The following is a 19,519-nucleotide window of genomic DNA, read 5'->3' on the forward strand; positions in this document are numbered from 1 at the left end:
CGTACGGTGTGCGTCCGAAATATTGAGGACGCTACGGCTTGCCGGGCGGCGGCGTGCCCGGAGCGCGCCCCGCGCCGCCCAACAACTGCCAGCGCTTGACCTTGCCGATGTAGGTGCGTGGCAGATCGCGCGTGAACTCGATGCTACGCGGTACGAGGTAGTCGTCGAGCCGCCCGCGGCAGAAGTTGATCAACTCATCGGCCAGCGCGCGCTCGCCGTCCTTCAGGATGATGAACGCCTTGGGCTCGTCGCCGACCGGCACCACCACCGCCTCGCGCACCTTCGGGTGCTCGTACAGCACCTCCTCGATGTCGCGCGGGAAGACCGGCCGGCGCGAGAACAGCGGCTCGTGCGGGTACCAGATGTTGGCGCGCCGGTCGATGATCTGGAAGTAGCCGTCCTCGTCCATGCGCGCCACGTCGCCGGTGTGCAGCCAACCGTCGGCGTCGAGCGCTTTGGCCGTATCGGCTGGATCGTTCCAGTAGCCGCGCATGATCTGCGGCCCGCGCACGCACAGTTCGCCGATCTCGCCCGTCTGCATCAGATGCCCGTCGTTCAGGTCGACGATACGCGCCTCGGTGGACGGCACGGGGATGCCGATCGAGCCGACCTTGACGCGCCCGCCCAGCGGGTTGGCATGCGTTACCGGCCCGGCCTCCGTCAGCCCGTAGCCCTCCACCAGCCGCCCCTTGGTCAGCCGCACAAACGCCTCGGCGATCTCAACCGGCAGCGGCGCGGAGCCGCTCAGGCAGGCGCGCACCGAGCTCAGGCGATACTGCCGCACGCGCGGGAAGTTGTTGATCGCCACATACATGTCCGGCACGCCGGGGAAGATCGTGGGGCGCTGATCGCGGATCGTTTCCAGCACTTCACGCGTCTCGAACGTCGGCAGCAGGATCATCGCCGCGCCGAGGCAGGCAGACAGGTTGAGGCAGGCCGTCAACCCGTACATGTGCGTGAACGGCAGCGCCGCCAGCACGCGCTCGCGCCCGTCGCGCGCATCGGAATACCAGTGCCGCGTCTGAATGGCGTTGGCAACGAGGTTGGCGTGCGTCAGCAGGACGCCCTTGGGCAGGTTCGTCGTGCCGGTCGTGTACTGGATCAGCGCCGGGTCGTCCGGCCCCACCGCCACATCGGGCGGCGTCGGCGACTGCTCCTTGAGCAAATCGTTAAGCCAGCGCGTGCCCTCATCGGTTCGCACGTCGGCGCGGTGTCCCTCGCGGCGCTCGCGGGTCAGCGTGAACGCCAGCCGCATGTGCGGCGACAGGTGCTCCTTGAGATTGGTCAGGATGACGTTCCGCAGGCCGGTACGCGCGGCGGCCGCCCCGACGACGTCGTGCGCCTTGCTCAGCGCGACCACGGCAACTGCGCCGGTCGACGCCATCGCGTGCTCGAACTCGTCGACGCCGGCCAACGGGTTGAACGGCACCGCAACCGCGCCGACCATCAGCACGCCGTAGTAGCAAAACACCATCTGCGGCACGTTGGGCAGTGAGAGGATCACCCGGTCGCCCTTCTGCACGCCGCGCGCCATCAGCACCCGCGCAAAGCGGCTGGACAGCGCATACATCTCGGCCCAGGAGAGTGCGTGGCCGTAAAAGATCGTCGCCGGGCGGCTGCCGAAGCGCCGGGCCGCCGAGGCCAGGAAGCGGTGCAGTGGCTGGGACGGCGCGATGATGGTGTGCGGCACCTCCGGCTCGTACGATTTCAGCCACGGCCGCTCGCGCACCAACTGCGCCCGCGCGCTCTCGCGCTGCTGCCGCCACGCGGCTGAGACCGGCCCGAGAAAACGCTGGATGGCGCGGTTGGTCGCGTCGGCGCGCTCCAGGTGAACCAGGTGCGCCGACACCGGCACAATCACCTCTTGCGCGCCCGGCACCAATTGCGCCACCTTGCCGTAGGCCGCCTGCGGGAAGACGAAGTCGCGATGCCCGCGAATCACCAGCGTCGGCGTCTGGATCTCGCGGAAGAGGCGCCCGTCCCACGGCTTCAATGCATTCTCGTAATATGCTTTGAGCGATTGCGCCGTGCCGAAGACGTTGCGCATAAAACGGGAGATCACGAACTGCAATACGGGCGTTGGCACGCGCTGCGCCAGCCGCAGTTGCAGTCCCAGCTCGAACTCGGTGGCCGTGCCGATTAGCACGAGCTTCTCGACGCGCTCCGGGTGCTGTGCGGCGTACGCCGCCGCGACCGCGCCGCCAAAGGAGTGCCCGAACAGGATGAACTTCTCCGGCACCCGGCACTCGGCCAGCATGCCGTTGAGATCGCCGAGTAGCTCCTCGATGGAATAGCGCGAGGCGGGCTTGTCCGACCAGCCGTGACCGCGCAGATCGGGTGCCAGGATGCGGTAGTCGTCGGCGAAGAAGCGGATCTGCGCCTGCCACTGCGCCGCCTGGCCGCCGAAGCCGTGCACGAATACCATCGCGCCCTGAGCCAGCGGCCCGGGATCGATGTCGATGACGCTCAAGCGCACCGGCGGATCCTGGGAGACGACGATGTCGCGGCGATACAGTTCAAGGTCGATGCGCATAGGTGCCTTTGCGGACGTGCGTGACGTGTGGACGATTGACGGTGCGATTGTAGCCGCATACCAGCCAGCCTGTCAACGGCCGCACATCGGTGCGGGCAGGCATAGCGGAAAACTGCCGGAGGCCAAGAAACCAGCCGCAACCCACAACCCGTCATTCCGGCACGTTTTTGGCCGGAATCCCCTCGAAGTGTACGACGCTGGGGGCGCGCTTGCGGTTAAGGTGGATGCCGGCTAACGACATGCCGGCATGACGAACTTGCGAGTTCCGACAGTCTGACGGCACACCTGGGGCGGGCATATGCTTTGACAGGCTCCAGCAGCCGTGTTAGACTCTCTGCGTTATTGATAACGGTTTTCAATTAGCCTATGCCCGCCGAAACGCCCGAATTCAGCCACAGCCTGCACGCGCACCAGCGCAAACTGACGCGCCCGCGCCAGGCCGTGCTCGACGTGATCATCGCTGCCGACCGGCACCTGACGCCGCAAGACGTCTTTCGCCGCGCCAAGACGCGCTATTCGGCGCTCGGCCTGACGACCGTCTACCGCACGCTCGATCTGCTCGTGGAGTTGGGCTACATCCAGCGCATCCACCTCGACGACGGCTGCCACTCCTACGCGGCACGGGCCGGCGGGCACGGTCATCATCTCGTCTGCGCGCAGTGCGGCCGCGCCGAGGGGTTCGCCGACTGCGACCTGGAGCCGTTGATGCGCGCCTTGCAGAGCCGTACCGGTTACGCCATCGAACTGCACATGCTGGAACTGGTCGGCCGCTGCCCGGAATGTCAGGGCAAGGCAGCGGCGGCGCGCCGCCGGGCTAAGACTAAATAGACTGTGGATTGGGGCATCGCCTGACTATGAGTCGCAGAGGTTCGCTTTTCGTCGGGTTGGCCTTATGTGTCGCACTCCTGTCAGCCTGCGGGCCGTCCGCGCCGCCCGCCGGCGGCCGCATCGTCGTCGTGAGCACGACGACTCCCGTCACGGCGCTCGTGCAGGTGGTCGGCAGAGACAAGATCGCGCTGACCGCCCTGCTCAAATCGAATGTTGACCCGCACGAATACGATCCGCAGACCGACGACCTGCGCGCCGTGGCGGGCGCGCGCGTCATCTTTAAGAGTGGCGTCGGGCTCGATGCATGGCTCGACAAACTGATTCAGAACTCCGGGACCAAAGCGCCGGTCGTCGACACCTCAAACGGCGTCATCGTCCGCAAGGGCGATTCGCATACGCCCAGTGGCGACCCGCACATCTGGCACTCGGCCGCCAACGCGATCATCATGCTCCATAACGTGCGCGACGGTCTGGCGCAGGCCGACCCGGCCAATGCCACAGCATACCGCGCCAACGCCGATGCCTACGAGAAGGTTCTGAACGACACCGACGCTTACATCAAGCAGCAGATCGCATCGATCCCGGCCGCCCAGCGCAAGCTGGTTACGAACCACGACACCTTCGGCTACTATGCCGAGCGATACGGCCTGACGGTCGTCGGCTCGATCATCCCGAGTCTTGACACCAACGCGCAGCCGTCGGCGCGGGAGCTCGCCGACCTCGTGCGCCAGATCAAGGCCGAGAACGTCAAGGCGGTCTTCACCGAGACGTCGATCAACCCGGCGCTGGCGCGACAGATCGCGCAGGAAGCGGGCGTGAAGATCGTCGAGGGCGGACTGTACGGCGACACGCTCGGGCCGCCCGGCAGCGGGGCCGAGACAATCGACGGCATGCTGCGCAAGAATACCGACCTGATCGTGACCAATCTAAAATGACACCCCAACCGCCTGCCCTGGCGTTCGACAACGTCTCGGTCGCTTACTCCGAACGCATCGTCCTCGCGCATGTGACGGTCGACATCGCCGCCGGCGAGTTTGTCGGCATCGTCGGACCCAACGGCGCGGGCAAATCGACCCTGCTGAACGCCGTGCTCGGCATCGCGCCGCACGTACGCGGCAACATCTGCGTATACGGCCGCGCCTGCAACGCCGACGCGCGCAGCCATATCGCCTACATGCCGCAGCGCGAGGCGGTCGACTGGACGTTCCCGATCACCGTCGAAGGCGTGGTGCTGATGGGCCGCCAGCGCCGCATCGGGTGGTTCCGGCGGCCGGGTCCGCGCGACCGCGCGGTGGTCGATTGGGCGCTGGAACAGGTCGAGATGCACGAGTGGCGCCGCGCGCCAATCGGCGCGCTGTCCGGCGGCCAGCAGCAGCGAGTGTTCCTGGCGCGCGCGCTCGCCGAGGAAGGCGACGTGCTGATGCTCGACGAGCCGATGACCGGCGTGGACGCGCCGACCCAGGAGACGATCCTGCGCCTGCTGCAGGGCATGCGCCAGCGCGGCCAGACGGTGCTGATGACGACGCACGACCTCGGTGTGGCGCGCATGTTCTGCTCCAAGCTGATGTTCCTGCACCATACATTGATCGCCTACGGCGCGCCGGCCGACGTGTTCAACACCGATGTGCTGCAGCGCACCTACGGCGGCCACGTCATGCGCCTGTCGCCCGATGAAGTCGCCGATGACGCGCTGCTGGTGCTCAAGGACGACACACACCACCATCACGCTGAGGGCGGCGGGCACATCCACTAAACGGAACTCCCAAATCCCAAACTCCAAACCCCAATTCCCCTCGCCTGCGACACGGTGTTTGTGTCGCGGGAGAAGGTCAGGGAGAGGGCAGTTCCGGTTTTGGTAATTGCCACGATCGAATACGAGAGCAATGGACTTATACGTACTCTGGCAGGCGCTAATCGAGCCGCTGCAATTCGCCTTCATCCAGCGCGGCATCGTGGAGGTTGTGCTGATGGGCGCGGTGTGCGGCGCGATGGGCGCGTTTGTCATCGCGCGCGGCTGGGGCTTCATCGGCGACGCCATCGCGCACGCCGTCTTCCCGGGCGTAGTCATCGCCTATCTCGGCCACTTCAGCTTCTTCCTCGGCGCGCTGGCGTTCGGCGCGCTGACCGCCATCGGCGTCGGCGCCATCAGCCGCAGCGACCGGCTGAAGGAAGATACCGCGATCGGCATTCTCTTCGCCGGCATGTTTGCGCTCGGCGTCGTGCTGATCAGTTCAGCGCGCTCGTACACGGCAGACCTGGGCGCGATCCTGTTCGGCAACGTGCTCGGCGTCAGCGACGCCGACCTGCTGGCGGCACTGCTGCTCGCGGCGCTCGCTTCCGCAGTCCTCTTCTTCATGCACAAGGAACTGGTGCTCGTCGCGTTCGACCGCACGATGGCCGCCGCGGTCGGCCTGCCGGTCGTCTGGCTCGACCTGCTGCTGTTGCTGCTGCTGACGCTGACAATCGTCGTCTCGCTGCAGGCGGTCGGCAACATCCTCGTCGTGGCGATGTTGATCACGCCGGCGGCCACGGCGCGCCTGTATGTCGAGCGCTTTCACACGCTGATGCTGCTCGGCGCGCTAATCGGCGCGCTGTGCGGCGCAGGCGGGCTGTACCTCTCCTACCACCTGAGCCTGGCCTCCGGCGGCACGATCGTCCTGCTGACTACCGCCGTCTTCCTGGCCAGCTTCATCTTCTCGCCCAAGTACGGCTGGATCGTCGGCTACCGGCAGCGCCAGCGACTGGCGCGCACCGACAGTGAGCACTTCCGCCACGCAGATTTCCACCCGGAAGAGCGCGGCCCGCAGGCGCATGACTGAGCGCCTGCTCGATGCGTGGATGCCGCGCGCCGACTTGTCGACGCGACAGGCGATCATTCTGGATGCCTCAGCCGCCCGTGTCTACACCGCCGCGCGCGCCCACTCACTGATGGACACACCACTGGCGCGGCTCCTGCTGCGGGTGCGCGCCCTGCCCGCGCTGTTCGATCCGCGCGGCTCACCTGAGACTGCACACTCGCTGATCGTGCTGGCCGAGGATGCGCCGCGCGAGATTCTGTTCGGCCTCGCCGGGCCGTTCTGGCACCCGTCGCGCAACATCGTGCCGCTGGCCAATGCCGAGGCGTGGAGAGCGTTCGCGCGCGACGGCATGGCCAAAGCGGCCGTCTCTATCGCGGTCGCAAGCGCGGCGGACGGGCGCGCGGAGCTATCAACCGAAACGCGCGTGCTCTGTTACGGCGACGCGGCGCGACGGTCGTTCAGGTTATACTGGCTGTGGGCTGGAGTGGGAAGCGGGCTGATCCGCCGTGTGTGGCTGAGGGCGGTGCGTGGGGGTCTGGAAAACAAAAACCTGTGAGGTTTTGAATACGTCACAGGTTGAGAGCGGTTTGCAGAATGATTCGGCGCAGCTACGCAGCGCGTTGCGCAAAGTGTAGGGACAGGTCTCTGACACCCCAAAGGGTGCGACACGTCGCCTGTCCGCGCGGACGGGTCAAAGACCCGTCCCTACATGAATGAGACGAGAGCGCGCGAAGCTCAGGAATTCTGAAAACCGCATTGGTTATCGCAACGAGCAGGCGAAGAACAACGCGATGCCCTCGTCCGCGTAGTACTGATCGTTGTAACCGCAGAAGACAAAGCCGGACTGGAGGTAAAGGTTGATTGCCGGGTGATTCTTCGGCTGCGCTTCCAGCATCAGTACCCGCACCGAACGCTGCTCGGCCCAGATGCGCGCCGCCTTCAACAGCGCGCGCCCCACACCGCGCCGCCGGAAACGCCGCTCCACCACGATCCCGTGAATCCAGCCGGCGTTCTCCGTTTTGTCGTGCGTCAGATCGATCCAGCCGAGCAGATGCCCCTGGTGGCGCGCCACCAGGAAGCAGTCGTGCAGTTCCCAGTGCTCGCGCAGCATGCGTATATCCGGGTAATTGTGCACGGTGACGGTGCGCGGCAGGCGCGTGCGCTGGACGAGCGTCTCGATCCGCTCGTCCTCGATCTGTGTCTGTACCTGCCAGACAAAATCCGTGTCGTACGACGAATCCATTTCCGCGCACGGTGCCAGATCGGCCGCGCGGGCGAGTTGAAGTTCCATGCAGGGCGTCAGGCGGCCCGGTAACGCCCGCCTGGCTCGAGCGCCTGGCTGAACGCGACCGCCAAATCCTCGTCTTTCTTGACAGTGTAGATGGGTACGTTGGCGCTGATCAGGCCGGCCTGCACCTTCTCGCTCGATTGCGTGCCGCCAAACGACCGGGCATCCAGCAGCGCGGCGACCGGCTGCAGGCTGCGGCGCGCCATGTCGCGCATGATGCTGAGCCAGTCGGTGAAGATCGACGGCGTGATGACCACCACGGTCACGTTGCGCCCGAACGTCTGCCCTTCGGTGGCCAGCACCTGCGCCAGCGGGATGCGCCCCACGGCGCGCACCACCGCCAGCTCTTCCAGGATCTTGTTTAACTGGCGCTCGCCGCGGTCGGCCATCACCACCTCGCGGCGCTGGCCGTAGGTAATCAGCCCGACCGACTTGCGGCGCGCCAGGAAGTGTTTCGCAATCGAGGCGGCGACGACGATACTGTACTCCTCGGTCGTCGGCTCGATGCGGAACGCATCGGTGCGCGACACCCAGAGCGGCAGAAATTCGGTCTCTTCTTCGCCGGCGGCCGGCGCGGGCTTGCCCACGTGCGCCGTCTGCTCCATGTCGAGGAAGATCCAGATGTCGGCGCTCGGATCCAACTCGAACTCCTTGACGATCAGCCGATTGTGGCGCGCCGTCGAGCGCCAGTGAATGCGGTTGAATGAGTCGCCGGGATAGTAGTCGCGAACGCCGGAGACGTTCGCGGTGACGTGGTGCGTGCGGCGCTGCAGCGCCTCGCCGCCCGTCAGGCGGCCAATCGGCGGCGAGAACGACGGCAGGTCGACCGTCTGCGGCCAGACGACCAGGTGCTCGACAATGTCGACCGGGCGCTCGTTCTCGAAGATGCCGAACGGGTCCGCGCTGCGCAGGGTGATCGGGCCGAGCGTGAACCGGCCGCGCTGCTGGCAGACCGTGCGCACCAGCCACGAGCGCTCCGCGCCGCCCGGCAGGAAGTCCACTACGCGCCCGGCCAGGTGATTCGGCAGGTCGGAATGGTCGCGCACTTCCAGCCACAGCTTCGGCAGGCGGCCCCGGTTGCGCAAGACGATGCGCTCCTCGTGCACGCGGCCCACCTGCGTGCGATGCGCCCGCTCGATGCGCTCGATATCGACCCAGCGCACGCTGATCCAGACCCAGGCAAACGTCAGGAACAACAGCGCGCCCATCAGGTACGACAACTGGTAGAACAGGTCGCGCCCGGTGGCCAGCGCGGCGCCGAGCAGGAAGCCGAACAGCAGGAAAGGCTTGATGTTGATCTTCATGCGCGCCGGCGTTACGACTTGGGCTTGACCCGCGCGCCGGGCACCGGCACGCTGTCGATGATCTCCTGCACGACCTGCGCCGACACAACATTCTTCAGGCGCGCCGCCGGGCTGATGATCATGCGGTGCGCCAGCGTGGCAATCGCCAGCGCCTTGATGTCGTCGGGGATGACAAAGTCGCGCCCGTTGATCGCCGCGCGCCCCTGCGCCGTGCGGTACAGCGCCAGCGATCCGCGCGGGCTCGCGCCGAGATAGATGTCGGCGTGCTTGCGGGTGGCGATGACGATGTTGACCAGGTATTCTTTGATCTGCTGGTCGAGGTAGACTTCGCGAATCTGCTTCTGCGCGCTCAACAGTTCATCCACGGCGACCGCCTGCCCCAGTGCGTCGATCGGGTGCACCCGCTGCTGGGCGTCGAGCACCGCAATCTCTTCAGCCGCGCCGGGATAGCCCAAGCTCAGGCGAATGAGGAAGCGATCCAACTGCGCTTCGGGCAGCGGGAAGGTGCCCTCATACTCGATCGGGTTCTGCGTCGCCAGCACGAGGAACGGCTCCGGCATGGGGTAGGTGACGCCATCCACCGTCACCTGGCGCTCTTCCATGCTTTCCAGCAAGGCCGATTGCGTCTTCGGCGTGGCGCGGTTAATCTCGTCGGTCAGCACGATCTGTGCCATGATCGGGCCGGGCCGGAACTCGAACTCGCGCGACTGCTGGTTGAACACCGAAATGCCGGTCACGTCGCTCGGCAGCAGGTCGGGCGTGAACTGGATGCGCTTGAAAGAACAGCCGATCGAGCGCGCAAACGCTTTGGCGAGCATCGTCTTGCCGACGCCCGGCACGTCCTCGATCAGCACGTGGCCCTTGCAGAGCAGCGAGACGAGCGCCAGGCTCACCTCGGCACGCTTGCCCACGATCACGCGCTCGACATTGTCGATGATCCGGTTGGCAATCTGCTGAACGTCCTGTATCGGCACAAGGCCCTCCCCCGGTTTGAGATGATAGCAGGTCGATTATACCATTCAAGGAGAAAATCCCAACTCCCAAATGCCAAATCCCAAACGCCACCCGACTCCCGGGCGCCAGCATGTGCGATGCGCGCTGCCTCGGGAGCTGCGCAAACGACTCCGATCTGGCGGTTCGGATTTGGTGTTTGGAGTTTGGGGTTTGGTTCTTGGGATTTGGTGTTTGGGATTTGGGATTTGAAATTGGGCCTTGCCCTCATAGGTAATATAATGACGATTATGTCCAACTCTGCGAGCCGCTACCAGCGGCAGATCATCTTCCCGGGTGTCGGCGCCGACGGGCAGCAGAAACTGCTGGCGTCCAAAGCGGTCGTCGTCGGCTGCGGCGCGCTCGGCAGTTCGATCGCGAACTTGCTGGCGCGCGCGGGCGTGGGCCACCTGGTCATCACCGACCGCGACTTCGTGGAGCTCACGAACCTGCAGCGGCAGGTGCTGTTCGAGGAGGAGGACGTGCGGCGCGCCCTTCCGAAGGCGGTCGCGGCGGCCGAGCGCCTGCGGCGCATCAACTCGGAGATCCGCATCGAGGGCATCGTCGCCGACGTCAACAACGAGAACATCGAATCGCTGATCGCGGGCGCCGACGTGGTGCTGGACGGCACCGACAACTTCGAGACGCGCTACCTGATCAACGACGCCTGCGTCAAGCACGGCATCCGCTGGGTGTACGGCGGCGGCATCGCCGGCCACGGCATGACGCTGACGATCCGCCCGGGCGAGAGCGCCTGCCTGCGCTGCCTGTACCGCAAGCCGCCGCGCCCCGGCTCGCTGCCGACCTGCGACACGGCCGGCGTCGTGTCGCCGATCATCCAGGTCGTCGCCGGCTGGCAGGTTGCCGAGGCGATGAAACTGCTGACCGGCAAGGGCAAGCTGAACGACGGCTTGATGCACTTCGACGTCTGGGAGAATCAGATGGAGCAGTTCAAGGTGCAGCGGCACCCGGACTGCCCGACCTGCGGCCAGCGCCAGTTCGACTACCTCGACGCGCGCGTGGGGACCGTGGCGACATCGCTGTGCGGGCGCAACGCCGTGCAGGTGCGCGTGCAGGGCCACGCGCCGATCGCGCTCAGCGCGCTGGCGCAGAAGCTCGCGCCGACCGTCTCGAACGTCGTCTCGAACGAGTACATGCTGCGGTTCACTGCCGGCGACTACGAGTTAAGCGTCTTCCCCGACGCCCGCGCCATCATCAAGGGCACCGATGACGAGAGCGTGGCGAAGACGCTGTACGCAAGATATATTGGGAGCTAAGATTTCAGATTCGTTCGACCTCCATCTGAAATGTCAGTAACGGCGTACGTGCAGTTGCCAGAGGTGAGATTATGAAGGTCTTCATATTTGGTGCCGGCGCATCGAGAGGAGCTTTTGAGCACGACCATTCAGATTCCGCTTTGGTTGCGCCGCTTGTAGATGAGCTGTTTGAAACGCGATACGACCGGCATGCTACAAGTATCCTTGAGGCAGGTGACCTAGATGAATGCCGACAAGGGCTAATCAAGTACGGCTCTGTGGAGAAGTGGTTGACGGAACGGTGGGAAAGGGTTCAGAGATTTGAACAGCCCTCGAGCCAGCAGAGCGAGCGCGCGTTTTTCGGCAGGATATCACATTATGTTCGCCGTCTCCTGCAGTGGGTTTCCAATGCGTACAACGACACAAATGCATATGCCACCCTGCTTAGAAAACTTGTGGCCCGAGATGAACGGTTTGGCTCAATTTCGTTCAACTACGACACTCTCCTCGACAGGGCGTACTCCCGCCGTCTCGGTCGATCATTTGACTCTTTTGACGCCTATTCCGAGGCGAGTTATGTGAAGCCTCACGGATCAGTGAATTGGCTTATCAGAAGGTCAGCAGCCAAAGAACTACAACATGGTCGCTTATTTGACCATCAGTTGTTCTTCAACTATGCGACATCTAGTATGTTCAACTGCGGAAATCATGGCTTCGATGAAATTCGTGTGATTGACCCAGATCACAGGCTGCTTCAGGAGGAACAGGAAATATACCACTATCTTGACAGAGACTACTTCTACCCAGCCTTATATATGCCTCTTACTGTAAAGCTCTACCCCTTCATAGAGGGATTCTACGAGAGGGTCGTCACCGAATCGCGAAAAATGTTGAATGAAGCGACCGACGTCTATCTTGTGGGATATCGGGCGGCTGATCCGATAATACAAGACATATTCCGTGGAATAATAGCAAGACAAGTAACTCTGCACGTCGTTGGACGCGATGACTCTGCCGAAGTAATGAATACGGTACTCGCATGGTCCCGCGACCATTCTGTTGTAGATTACGACATGGAACTCAAGCGCGGCGAAGTGTCTGGTGACGGCTTCTGGGCATTCGCCCAACAGTATTAGAGCCGTTTGCGAAATTGTCCGACATTGTGCCGCACGCCGCACGTGTAGGGACGGGCCTTTGGCCTGTCCGACGGGCAGGTCAAAGACCTGCCCCTACAGGGCGAACCGCATGCCATGTCCGATTTTTTTCAAAACACTCTGGCAAACAAGAAGCCCTTCGGGTTTCTTAGATCCAAAGGGTGTGTAATTATGCAGGTGCTACCGCTCCCTCCTCGACAGATACCACCCCGTCCGTGACACGCCCTCCGGCGTGATGCCGGCATCGGTCGCTTCCAGCAGGACGAAGCCGTGCGGCGCCAGCGCGCGACGCACATCGTCGGCGTTCATGCCGACCGGCCCGCGTTCCCCGCGCCAGCGTGTATGGCGGTGCGCCACACCCGGCTTCATGCCGTACACATAGTGGACGCTGCCCGGGCGCGTCACCCTGGATAGCGTCGCCGCATATTTCGTGCGCCCCGCCTCATCGAAGATGTGCATCACGCCGACATCCATCACAAAGTCAAAAGGGCCCGGCGCCGGAAAGTGCGCGCTATCCAGCACGTCGGCAACGTAAAACGGAACCGGCTGGCGGGCCTCCTTTGCCTTGCGCTTTGCGCGGTCGATCGCCATGCGCGAAAAGTCGACGCCGGTCGCCTCGAAGCCGTGCCGCTGCAGGTAGAGCACGTTGGTGCCGGTGCCGCAGCCCAGATCGAGCGCGCGCCCCGGCGGCACGCGCCCGCTCTCGATCAATGCCACGATCTCTGGCGGCGTGATGTTCGTGTCCCACGGCGTCTTGCCAATCAGGTAGTACAGCTCGAACCAGTTCATAATCAGGGGTCAGGGGGCAGGGACCAGGGATCAGCGGCGGTCATCGCCGGGCGCAGCATACGCAAACATGGCTACGGCGCCAAGTCCCAGAGCCATAGATTGGAGTCTTTGGCGTTCAGGAACACGACCTTCGTGCCGTCGGGTGAGACAGCCCAGTCGCCGTTGGCAATCTTGAACGGCGTCGTCGTGGGGTCGGTCAGCGCACGCGACGCGTCCGTACGCGCGTCGTACTCGTAGAACACGTGACTGGGCTTGCCCATTTCCAGCGGAACGTACAGCAGGCGATCGCGGTCGCGCCACTGGAACGAGCCGAAGAACGGCAGCTTGCGCCGCACCTTGCCGTCGGTGCTGACCAGCCAGATGCCGTTGTTCTGCGCGTTGCTGTCAAAGTTGATCGTGTAGACGATCCAATTGCTGCCCGGCGATGTCTGCGTGGCGCGCAGGCGCTCCGAACGCGCCAGTTCGGTGCGCGCGCCGGTTGACAGCGAATAGACGAACAGCGCTACATCTTGCGACTTCGGGTCGGGGCGCGCCGTCAGCAGCAGGCGGTCGTCGTCCAGCCAGCCGGAGACGCCGCCGCGCAGCAGCCACAAGATCGGGCGAGCCTCGCTGCCATCGATGTTCGCGCCCATGATCTGCGCCACGCGCGTCTCGTTCGGACCGCTCTGCGGCGTCTCAGTCCAGACGACGCGCGTGCGATCCGACGACAGCTGCACATTGCGGCCGCCGGTCTTGATGCGGAACTTCTGACCGTCCGACAGCCGCTCGATCGTGGCGTACACCGGATCGACGGTCGTCACGTACTTCATATCGGCCGTGTAGAACGCCACGCGCTCGGTCATCAGCTTAGGCGCCGCGGGCGCGCTCACATCCACGCTATAGTAACCGGACGGGGCGTCGTCGTCCGGCTTGTCGATGAAGACCACCTGCTTCGAGTCCGGCGACCACGACGGCTGGGTGCAACAGCCGCCGCTCGTCAGTTGCTTCAGGCGCGGCGCCGGCGTCGGGCTCGGCGTGAGCGTCGGCATCGGCGGCGGCGTGGGCGGCGGGGTCGTCGTCGGCGTGGCGGTCGGCGGCACCGTCGCTTTCGGGACGGTTGTGTCAACAACGGTCGGCGCGGTGGTCGGCGGTACGCCGGCCGCGGCCGGATTACAGGCCGCCAACGCGGCAGCGAGCGCGATGACCGCGATGATCAGCGCCTCGCGGGATGTTCGGTTACTGTTCACAGGCGTTAGCGGGTGCCCGGCGAAGGCGGCCACGGGCGGGCGTATTCATTGAGGAACGGCTGGTTGAAATCGACTTCGGGCTGGTCGAGCAGCGTCTGCCACTGGCGCGGATTGTCGAGGTCTTTCTCAAACCCGCGACTGAATGAACCGGTCAGCGCCAGCGAGTCCCAGTCCGCGTTGATGAACACCATCGGATTGTACCAGTGGATGTAGTTTGCACTGCGGATCTCCAGATGCAGGTGCGGCCGCGAGTAGCAGGTCTCGTCCGGATCGCCGGTCAGCGCGACCGGCTGGCCTTTCCTGACGGGCTGCCCGCGCTGCAACTTCGGCATCTCAAGCAGATGGCCGTACATGGACGAGTAGCCGTTGGCGTGATCGATCATCAGATTGTGCGGCAACGAGCCCCACGGCCCGTCCGCGCCAGCCACGATGCCGTCGCCGATGGCGACGACGACGGTGCCGCACGGCGCGCTCAAGTCGACGCCGAAGTGAACGCCCTGCCCGCGGCTGTACTGCGAGCGCCGCGCAGAGTATGCGCCGGTGGTGTTGCCGTACGCCTGACCGACCAGCCACGTCGAGGGGCCGGGCGGATCGGCAAACGGCAGGCCGAACGGCGGCTCGCCGGCCGCCCATGCGGGCGGCGTGGCCTCGTCGAGGAAGGCGCTGGCCGTGCCGGCCAGCAGCAGCGCGAGTAGCATCGCAAGCAAACGGGTGCGCATGGCCGGCCCTTAGATCTCGCCGATCGCGAAGAGGTTCTGCAGATCGAAGTTCGAGAAGACCTTGAACGCCATCAGCGTCTCGGTGCGCTGGATGCCGTTCACGCTGCGGACCTTCTCGGTGACCAGATCGGCGATCTGCTCGTTGGACTGCACGCGCAGGATCGCGACCAGATCGTACTGCCCCGCCACGGAGAAGACCTCGGTCACGCCCTTGAAGCCAAGCAGCGTCTGCGACACGTCGTTGATGTGCTCGCGCCCGCAGTTAATCAGGACAATCGCCGTAACCATCGGTTGCCTCCGCTCTCGTCAAATACCGCGCATCTCCGCCGCTGCATGCAGCGGCGGCAGCGCCGGCGTTTCGCGGCGGGCCGGCTGCTTGAGGCCGCCGAATACCGCGCGCTCCACCTGCCGGTAGAAGATGTCCACCTCGCCGAAGCCGGCCGCGCGCATCCACGCCAACTGGTCGTCCAGCGTGTCGGGCAGGTCGCCGCGCAGCTCGCAGCGCGCCAGGTGGGTCGCAAAGTCGTAGCCCTCGGTCCCGCGCGGCGTGCCGTCGCGCCGCTGCAAGCGATCCCACAACTGCTGGTGGAACGGGAACAGCGCCGCCGAATCCATCTTCACGCGATCGGCCAGCACAAGCAGTCCGCCGTCGCGCGTCGCGCGCCCGACCCACTGAAACAGTTGCTGCTTCTCAACGCCGCTCAGGTGATGCACGGACTGAACGCCGAACACGGCATCGAACGGGCCGCCGTCAAGCTGCAGCTCGTGGGTCTGCCGCAGGTCGGCGACGCGCAGCGTGAAGCGGCCGTGGTACGGCGACAGGCGCGCCCGCGCGGCGTCCAGCATCGGCGCCGACGAGTCGATGCCGACGACGTACGCGCGCGGAAAGCGCGACAGGAACAGCTCGTCCACCAGCCCGTCGCCGCATCCGAGATCGAGGATGCGGTGCTCGTCGGGTTGCAGCGCGGCCAGCAGTTCCAGCACGATTTCCAACTGTTCGACGCGCGTGCGGTTGCCGCCGCGCAGCCGGTCGCCGAGCCATTCCTGCACCCGGGCCGGGTCATGCCAGTCAAAATGGGGCGGGCTTATCACGGCGCGATTTTATCACAGGAAGATTGGATTTGACAATAGCATACCCTGTTTCATAATCAAGGCTATGCGTATTGCAGGCACAGTCATTCTAGCGCTGATTTTGGCCGTTACCGTCTGGGCCGCCGCCGCGCACGCTGCGCCGGACCCCGACGAATTGCTGCTGGCCGCCGAGGGACATCGCAGCGCGGGAAACTACCCGGCCGCGCTCGACGGCTACCGGCAGGCGTATGACGCCGCGTCGGCCGACGGCACGGGCGCGACGCGCAACGTCGCGCGCACGGCGCTCTACCGCATGGCGCAGACGTACGCGCTCGACGGACGCGCGCCGCAGGCGCTCGACACCTGGACGCGCTTCATGCAGGCCTACCCGGACGACGCGCGCTTCCCGCTCGCCCAGTTGCAACTGGCGAACAGCCTGCGCGACACGAAGAACCTGCCGGGGGCGTACCTGGCCTACCAGGCGTACCGCGCGTCCGCTTCCCCGGACGATTCACTGCTCGGCTATATCACGCTCGGGCTGGCGCAGGGCTATTACGACGGCGGGCAGTACATGCTGGCGGCGGGCGAATATTCCGCCGCGCTCAAGCGCGCCGACTGGCTGCCGTCCGTGCGCGTGCTGGCCACCCAGCGGCTGGGCGACGCGCTCGGGCGGACCGGCAACTTCACCGACGCCATCAGCGCGTACGACATGGCGCTGCTGCTGGCACAGACGCCCGCCACCCGCTCGCAACTCGACGTCGCGGCAGCGCGCGCGTTGAAGGAACTGGGGCGCACCGACGAGGCGATCAGCCGGCTCAAGCGGGTGCTGAGCGATACGCCGTCCGGCGATGCCGCACCACAGGCGGTCGAGCTCCTGCAGACACTGGCGCCCAAAGAACTGAGCTTTTTCCAGGCCGGATTGGCCTACTACTACCGCCGGCAGTATGACGCGGCGGTACAGTGGTTCCACCGTGCCCTCGACGAGCAGGGCGACCCCGAACTCGCTCACTATTACGCCGCGCGCTCCTACGAGTTGAGCAACCAGCAGGACCGCGCGATCCGCGAGTGGAACAACTACATCAGCACGCACCCGGCCGGCAGCAAGCTCGTGGAGGGCATGTTCGAGCGCGCCGACGACTACTGGCGGATCGGTCAGGATGCCACGGCGATCCGGCTCTATCAACAGTTGGCGGCGGACTATCCCGCGAGCACCTACGCCGAGGACGGCCTGTTTGCGGTCGGCCGCATCTACGAGGTCGCCGGCAAGAACGCCGAGGCCGCGAAGGCGTATGAGGCGCTAGTCACGCGCTACCCGTCCGGCGCGCGTGCCGCCGAGGCGTTGACCGCCGCCGGATATATGCGCTACCGCGCGAACGATCTGGCCGGTGCGCGCGCAACGCTGGAGCGGCTGGCCGCTTACCCCGATGGCGCGCAGAAGGCGCGCGGCCTGTTCTGGCTCGGCAAGGTGCTGCAGAAGCTCGGCCAGCCGGCCGAGGCCAGCGCGCGCTGGATGGACGCCTATCGCGCCATGCCGGCCGACTACTACGGCCTGCGGGCGGTCGATCTGGCGCAGAGCGCCACACCGGCGGGCACCGAGCGCCGGAGTTTCGCGCTGCCCGCCGTGTTTCCCGGCGAGCGCCTAGACATGGAGCGGTGGCTGCGCGGCTGGGTCGATTTGTCGCTCGATGCGCCGATCCGCGACCGCAATCGCCTGTCGAGCATGCGCGTCGAGCTGTCCAGCGACCGGCGCATGGTACGCGGGCGGCTGCTGCTGGAAACCGGCTTCCGCAATGAGGGCCGCGCCGAATTGCGCGACCTGGCCGACGCGTATCGCGACGACGCCGTAGCGCAGTACCAGTTGGCGATCGCCTTCCGCGAGCTTGGGCTGAACGACATGTCGATCCGCGCCGGCAACCGGCTGCTCACCTTGTCGAACGCGCCGACCACCGCGCAGGCCCCAGCCTTCCTCCAACGGCTCATCTACCCCGCGCCGTTCGACCCGCTGGTGGTGCAGGAGGCGCAGAAGAACGGCGTGGACCCGCTGCTCATGTACGGGCTGATGTGGCAGGAGAGCCAGTTCGATCCGTACGCCACATCGACCGCCGGCGCGCGCGGCCTCGGACAGGTCATGCCCGGCACCGGCGGCGATATCGCGCGCTGGCTCAAACGCGGCGATTTCAAGATCGACGATCTCTACAAGCCGTACGTCAGCATCGAGTTCGGCGCCAACTACTACGCGCGCACACTCGAGTTCCTCGACGGCGATTTCATGATGGCGCTGGCAGGCTACAACGGCGGCCCCGGCAATGCGGCCAAATGGAAGCAGGCCGACCCTGATCTTGCCGTGGAAGGCATCACCCTGAGCGAGAGCCGCACCTACGTCAAACGCGTCTACCAGGCCTACTGGTTCTACCGCAAACTGTACGGCCAGCCGGCCGGCAACTGACCCGCGCACCCCAGGAGGGTACACCCATGTCTCCCCGCTCTTCACGCAACGCCGCCCCAGCTCGCGGGCCATCGCCATTCGTGCGCGCCATGCAACGCATCGCTGAATCGAGCGACAAGATCAAACGCGTCGACTTGCAGGTGCTGTCCAATCCCGATGCCAGGAGCATCGCCGAGTTTAAGACCGAGTGGCCGAAGCTGCCGCCGGAGCGCAAACGCGTACTGATCCAGGCGATGGAAGATGCCGCCGAGGAAACGGTGCAGTCCGAGTTCAGCGACCTGCTGCTGACCCTGCTCGACGAGCCCGACGACATTGTGCGCGCGGCGGTGGTGCGCGGGCTCTGGGAAGTCGACACGCCATCGTTCGGCAAGCGCCTGCTCACGATGGCGGCCAGGGACACGTCGGCGCCGGTGCGGGCCGCCGCCGCCGCCGGCCTGGGGGAATACCTGATGGAAGCGGAGGAAAACGAGCGCTCCATTCCACAGTCTAAACCGATTACCGACTGCCTGCTGGCGCGCTTTCACGACCCGAACGAGGACCTGGAGGTGCGCCGCCGCGCGCTGGAGTCGGTCGCGTATTCCGGGGACGAACGGGCGCACAGCGCGATCCAGGAAGCGTACGACGAGGGCGACAGCGACATGCGCGAATCATCGCTGTATGCCATGGGTCGCAGTGGCGACACCTCGTGGACGCCCATTGTGATCCGCGAACTGAAGAACCCCGCGGCCTCGCTGCGTTACGAAGCGGCGATCGCCGCCGGCGAATTGTCGGCCTCCGACGCGCTGGCGCAGTTGATCAAGATGGTGCAGGACCCCGATGGGCAGGTGCGCGAGTCGGCAGTCTGGGCGCTTGGGCAGATCGGGGGGCGCGAGGCGCGGCGCGTGCTCGAAGCAGTGCTGGAGAGCGACGACGAGGAGTTGCAGGAGGCCGCCGAAGACGCACTGGCCGAGCTGGAGTTCATTGAGGGCATCGACAACCTGAACATGTTCGACTTCGAGATCGCCACGCTCGACGGTCTTGTCGACGACGACCTGGACGATGACGAGCTTGACGACGATGACGACGCCCCGGACATAGCGCCCAGAACCCCCCGCCCCAACTAGCAGGTCCGGCCGCA

The 19,519-nt window shown here is 65.4% G+C and carries 18 protein-coding genes; 9 read left to right on the forward strand and 9 right to left on the reverse strand.

Annotated features, from left to right (window positions below):
* Nucleotides 1–31 precede the first annotated feature (31 nt).
* Nucleotides 32–2,533 (reverse strand): alpha/beta fold hydrolase, encoded by a 2,502-nt coding sequence (locus HZB53_03290; GenBank protein MBI5876650.1) that lies wholly within the window; start codon nt 2,531–2,533, stop codon nt 32–34.
* Nucleotides 2,534–2,899: 366 nt separating this feature from the next.
* On the opposite strand from HZB53_03290, the gene HZB53_03295 reads away from it, so the two are divergent.
* From HZB53_03295 to HZB53_03315, 5 genes are all read left to right on the forward strand, one after another.
* Nucleotides 2,900–3,361, forward strand: a complete 462-nt coding sequence (locus HZB53_03295; GenBank protein MBI5876651.1) for a transcriptional repressor — start codon at nt 2,900–2,902, stop codon at nt 3,359–3,361.
* Between the two features lie 26 nt (nt 3,362–3,387).
* Entirely contained in the window at nt 3,388–4,296 is a 909-nt protein-coding gene (locus HZB53_03300; protein MBI5876652.1) for a zinc ABC transporter substrate-binding protein, read from the forward strand.
* Nucleotides 4,293–5,114: a metal ABC transporter ATP-binding protein gene (locus tag HZB53_03305; protein ID MBI5876653.1), complete on the forward strand. Its 822-nt coding sequence runs from the start codon at nt 4,293–4,295 to the stop codon at nt 5,112–5,114. Before HZB53_03300 ends, HZB53_03305 begins: the two co-directional genes overlap by 4 nt.
* 130 nt (nt 5,115–5,244) lie before the next feature.
* Nucleotides 5,245–6,180, forward strand: coding sequence for a metal ABC transporter permease (locus HZB53_03310; GenBank protein ID MBI5876654.1), 936 nt, complete (start codon nt 5,245–5,247; stop codon nt 6,178–6,180).
* Nucleotides 6,173–6,715, forward strand: a complete 543-nt coding sequence (locus HZB53_03315) for a hypothetical protein (GenBank protein MBI5876655.1) — start codon at nt 6,173–6,175, stop codon at nt 6,713–6,715. The genes HZB53_03310 and HZB53_03315 overlap by 8 nt, the downstream gene beginning before the upstream one ends.
* A 204-nt stretch (nt 6,716–6,919) precedes the next feature.
* Here HZB53_03315 and HZB53_03320 read toward each other — a convergent pair whose 3' ends face one another.
* The 3 genes from HZB53_03320 to HZB53_03330 are packed head-to-tail and all read right to left on the reverse strand — an operon-like array spanning nt 6,920 to nt 9,719.
* Nucleotides 6,920–7,450 carry a GNAT family N-acetyltransferase gene (locus HZB53_03320; protein ID MBI5876656.1) on the reverse strand — a complete coding sequence of 177 codons (531 nt, stop codon included), beginning with the start codon at nt 7,448–7,450 and terminating at the stop codon, nt 6,920–6,922.
* A gap of 8 nt (nt 7,451–7,458) precedes the next feature.
* Complete coding sequence (locus HZB53_03325; GenBank protein ID MBI5876657.1) at nt 7,459–8,751, reverse strand: DUF58 domain-containing protein; 1,293 nt, start codon at nt 8,749–8,751, stop codon at nt 7,459–7,461.
* A gap of 11 nt (nt 8,752–8,762) precedes the next feature.
* A complete protein-coding gene (locus HZB53_03330; GenBank protein MBI5876658.1) occupies nt 8,763–9,719 on the reverse strand; it encodes a MoxR family ATPase in 957 nt (318 codons plus the stop codon).
* Between the two features lie 273 nt (nt 9,720–9,992).
* Here HZB53_03330 and HZB53_03335 point away from each other — a divergent pair, with 273 nt between their 5' ends.
* Together HZB53_03335 and HZB53_03340 are read left to right on the forward strand one after the other, a co-directional pair.
* Nucleotides 9,993–11,018 carry a ThiF family adenylyltransferase gene (locus HZB53_03335; protein ID MBI5876659.1) on the forward strand — a complete coding sequence of 342 codons (1,026 nt, stop codon included), beginning with the start codon at nt 9,993–9,995 and terminating at the stop codon, nt 11,016–11,018.
* 71 nt (nt 11,019–11,089) lie between these two features.
* The gene (locus HZB53_03340; GenBank protein ID MBI5876660.1) at nt 11,090–12,133 is read left to right on the forward strand and encodes a hypothetical protein; all 1,044 of its coding nucleotides are present in this window, start codon (nt 11,090–11,092) and stop codon (nt 12,131–12,133) included.
* Between the two features lie 198 nt (nt 12,134–12,331).
* Here HZB53_03340 and HZB53_03345 read toward each other — a convergent pair whose 3' ends face one another.
* From HZB53_03345 to HZB53_03365, 5 genes are all read right to left on the reverse strand, one after another.
* A complete protein-coding gene (locus HZB53_03345) occupies nt 12,332–12,940 on the reverse strand; it encodes a class I SAM-dependent methyltransferase (GenBank protein MBI5876661.1) in 609 nt (202 codons plus the stop codon).
* Nucleotides 12,941–13,011: 71 nt separating this feature from the next.
* A complete protein-coding gene (locus HZB53_03350) occupies nt 13,012–14,166 on the reverse strand; it encodes a PD40 domain-containing protein (protein ID MBI5876662.1) in 1,155 nt (384 codons plus the stop codon).
* A gap of 5 nt (nt 14,167–14,171) precedes the next feature.
* On the reverse strand, nt 14,172–14,885 hold the full coding sequence (locus HZB53_03355) for a M23 family metallopeptidase (GenBank protein ID MBI5876663.1): 714 nt from the start codon (nt 14,883–14,885) through the stop codon (nt 14,172–14,174).
* Nucleotides 14,886–14,894: 9 nt separating this feature from the next.
* The gene (locus tag HZB53_03360; protein MBI5876664.1) at nt 14,895–15,173 is read right to left on the reverse strand and encodes an Lrp/AsnC ligand binding domain-containing protein; all 279 of its coding nucleotides are present in this window, start codon (nt 15,171–15,173) and stop codon (nt 14,895–14,897) included.
* 18 nt (nt 15,174–15,191) lie between these two features.
* Complete coding sequence (locus tag HZB53_03365) at nt 15,192–15,977, reverse strand: class I SAM-dependent methyltransferase (GenBank protein ID MBI5876665.1); 786 nt, start codon at nt 15,975–15,977, stop codon at nt 15,192–15,194.
* A gap of 64 nt (nt 15,978–16,041) precedes the next feature.
* Between HZB53_03365 and HZB53_03370 the strand changes: the two genes are divergently transcribed.
* Both HZB53_03370 and HZB53_03375 read left to right on the forward strand, forming a co-directional pair.
* The gene (locus HZB53_03370) at nt 16,042–18,402 is read left to right on the forward strand and encodes a transglycosylase SLT domain-containing protein (GenBank protein ID MBI5876666.1); all 2,361 of its coding nucleotides are present in this window, start codon (nt 16,042–16,044) and stop codon (nt 18,400–18,402) included.
* Between the two features lie 89 nt (nt 18,403–18,491).
* Nucleotides 18,492–19,505: a HEAT repeat domain-containing protein gene (locus tag HZB53_03375; protein MBI5876667.1), complete on the forward strand. Its 1,014-nt coding sequence runs from the start codon at nt 18,492–18,494 to the stop codon at nt 19,503–19,505.
* Nucleotides 19,506–19,519: the final 14 nt, after the last annotated feature.

The sequence above is a fragment of the Chloroflexota bacterium genome (assembly GCA_016235055.1).
Classification (GTDB): Bacteria; Chloroflexota; Anaerolineae; order JACRMK01; family JACRMK01; genus JACRMK01.

Bases quoted from the DNA above. Each gene is read 5' to 3' on its own strand.
- HZB53_03290 (MBI5876650.1), bottom strand. From the start codon at position 2,533: ATGCGCATCGACCTTGAACTGTATCGCCGCGACATCGTCGTCTCCCAG.
- HZB53_03295 (MBI5876651.1), top strand. From the start codon at position 2,900: ATGCCCGCCGAAACGCCCGAATTCAGCCACAGCCTGCACGCGCACCAG.
- HZB53_03300 (MBI5876652.1), top strand. From the start codon at position 3,388: ATGAGTCGCAGAGGTTCGCTTTTCGTCGGGTTGGCCTTATGTGTCGCA.
- HZB53_03305 (MBI5876653.1), top strand. From the start codon at position 4,293: ATGACACCCCAACCGCCTGCCCTGGCGTTCGACAACGTCTCGGTCGCT.
- HZB53_03310 (MBI5876654.1), top strand. From the start codon at position 5,245: ATGGACTTATACGTACTCTGGCAGGCGCTAATCGAGCCGCTGCAATTC.
- HZB53_03315 (MBI5876655.1), top strand. From the start codon at position 6,173: ATGACTGAGCGCCTGCTCGATGCGTGGATGCCGCGCGCCGACTTGTCG.
- HZB53_03320 (MBI5876656.1), bottom strand. From the start codon at position 7,450: ATGGAACTTCAACTCGCCCGCGCGGCCGATCTGGCACCGTGCGCGGAA.
- HZB53_03325 (MBI5876657.1), bottom strand. From the start codon at position 8,751: ATGAAGATCAACATCAAGCCTTTCCTGCTGTTCGGCTTCCTGCTCGGC.
- HZB53_03335 (MBI5876659.1), top strand. From the start codon at position 9,993: ATGTCCAACTCTGCGAGCCGCTACCAGCGGCAGATCATCTTCCCGGGT.
- HZB53_03340 (MBI5876660.1), top strand. From the start codon at position 11,090: ATGAAGGTCTTCATATTTGGTGCCGGCGCATCGAGAGGAGCTTTTGAG.
- HZB53_03345 (MBI5876661.1), bottom strand. From the start codon at position 12,940: ATGAACTGGTTCGAGCTGTACTACCTGATTGGCAAGACGCCGTGGGAC.
- HZB53_03355 (MBI5876663.1), bottom strand. From the start codon at position 14,885: ATGCGCACCCGTTTGCTTGCGATGCTACTCGCGCTGCTGCTGGCCGGC.
- HZB53_03360 (MBI5876664.1), bottom strand. From the start codon at position 15,173: ATGGTTACGGCGATTGTCCTGATTAACTGCGGGCGCGAGCACATCAAC.
- HZB53_03370 (MBI5876666.1), top strand. From the start codon at position 16,042: ATGCGTATTGCAGGCACAGTCATTCTAGCGCTGATTTTGGCCGTTACC.
- HZB53_03375 (MBI5876667.1), top strand. From the start codon at position 18,492: ATGCAACGCATCGCTGAATCGAGCGACAAGATCAAACGCGTCGACTTG.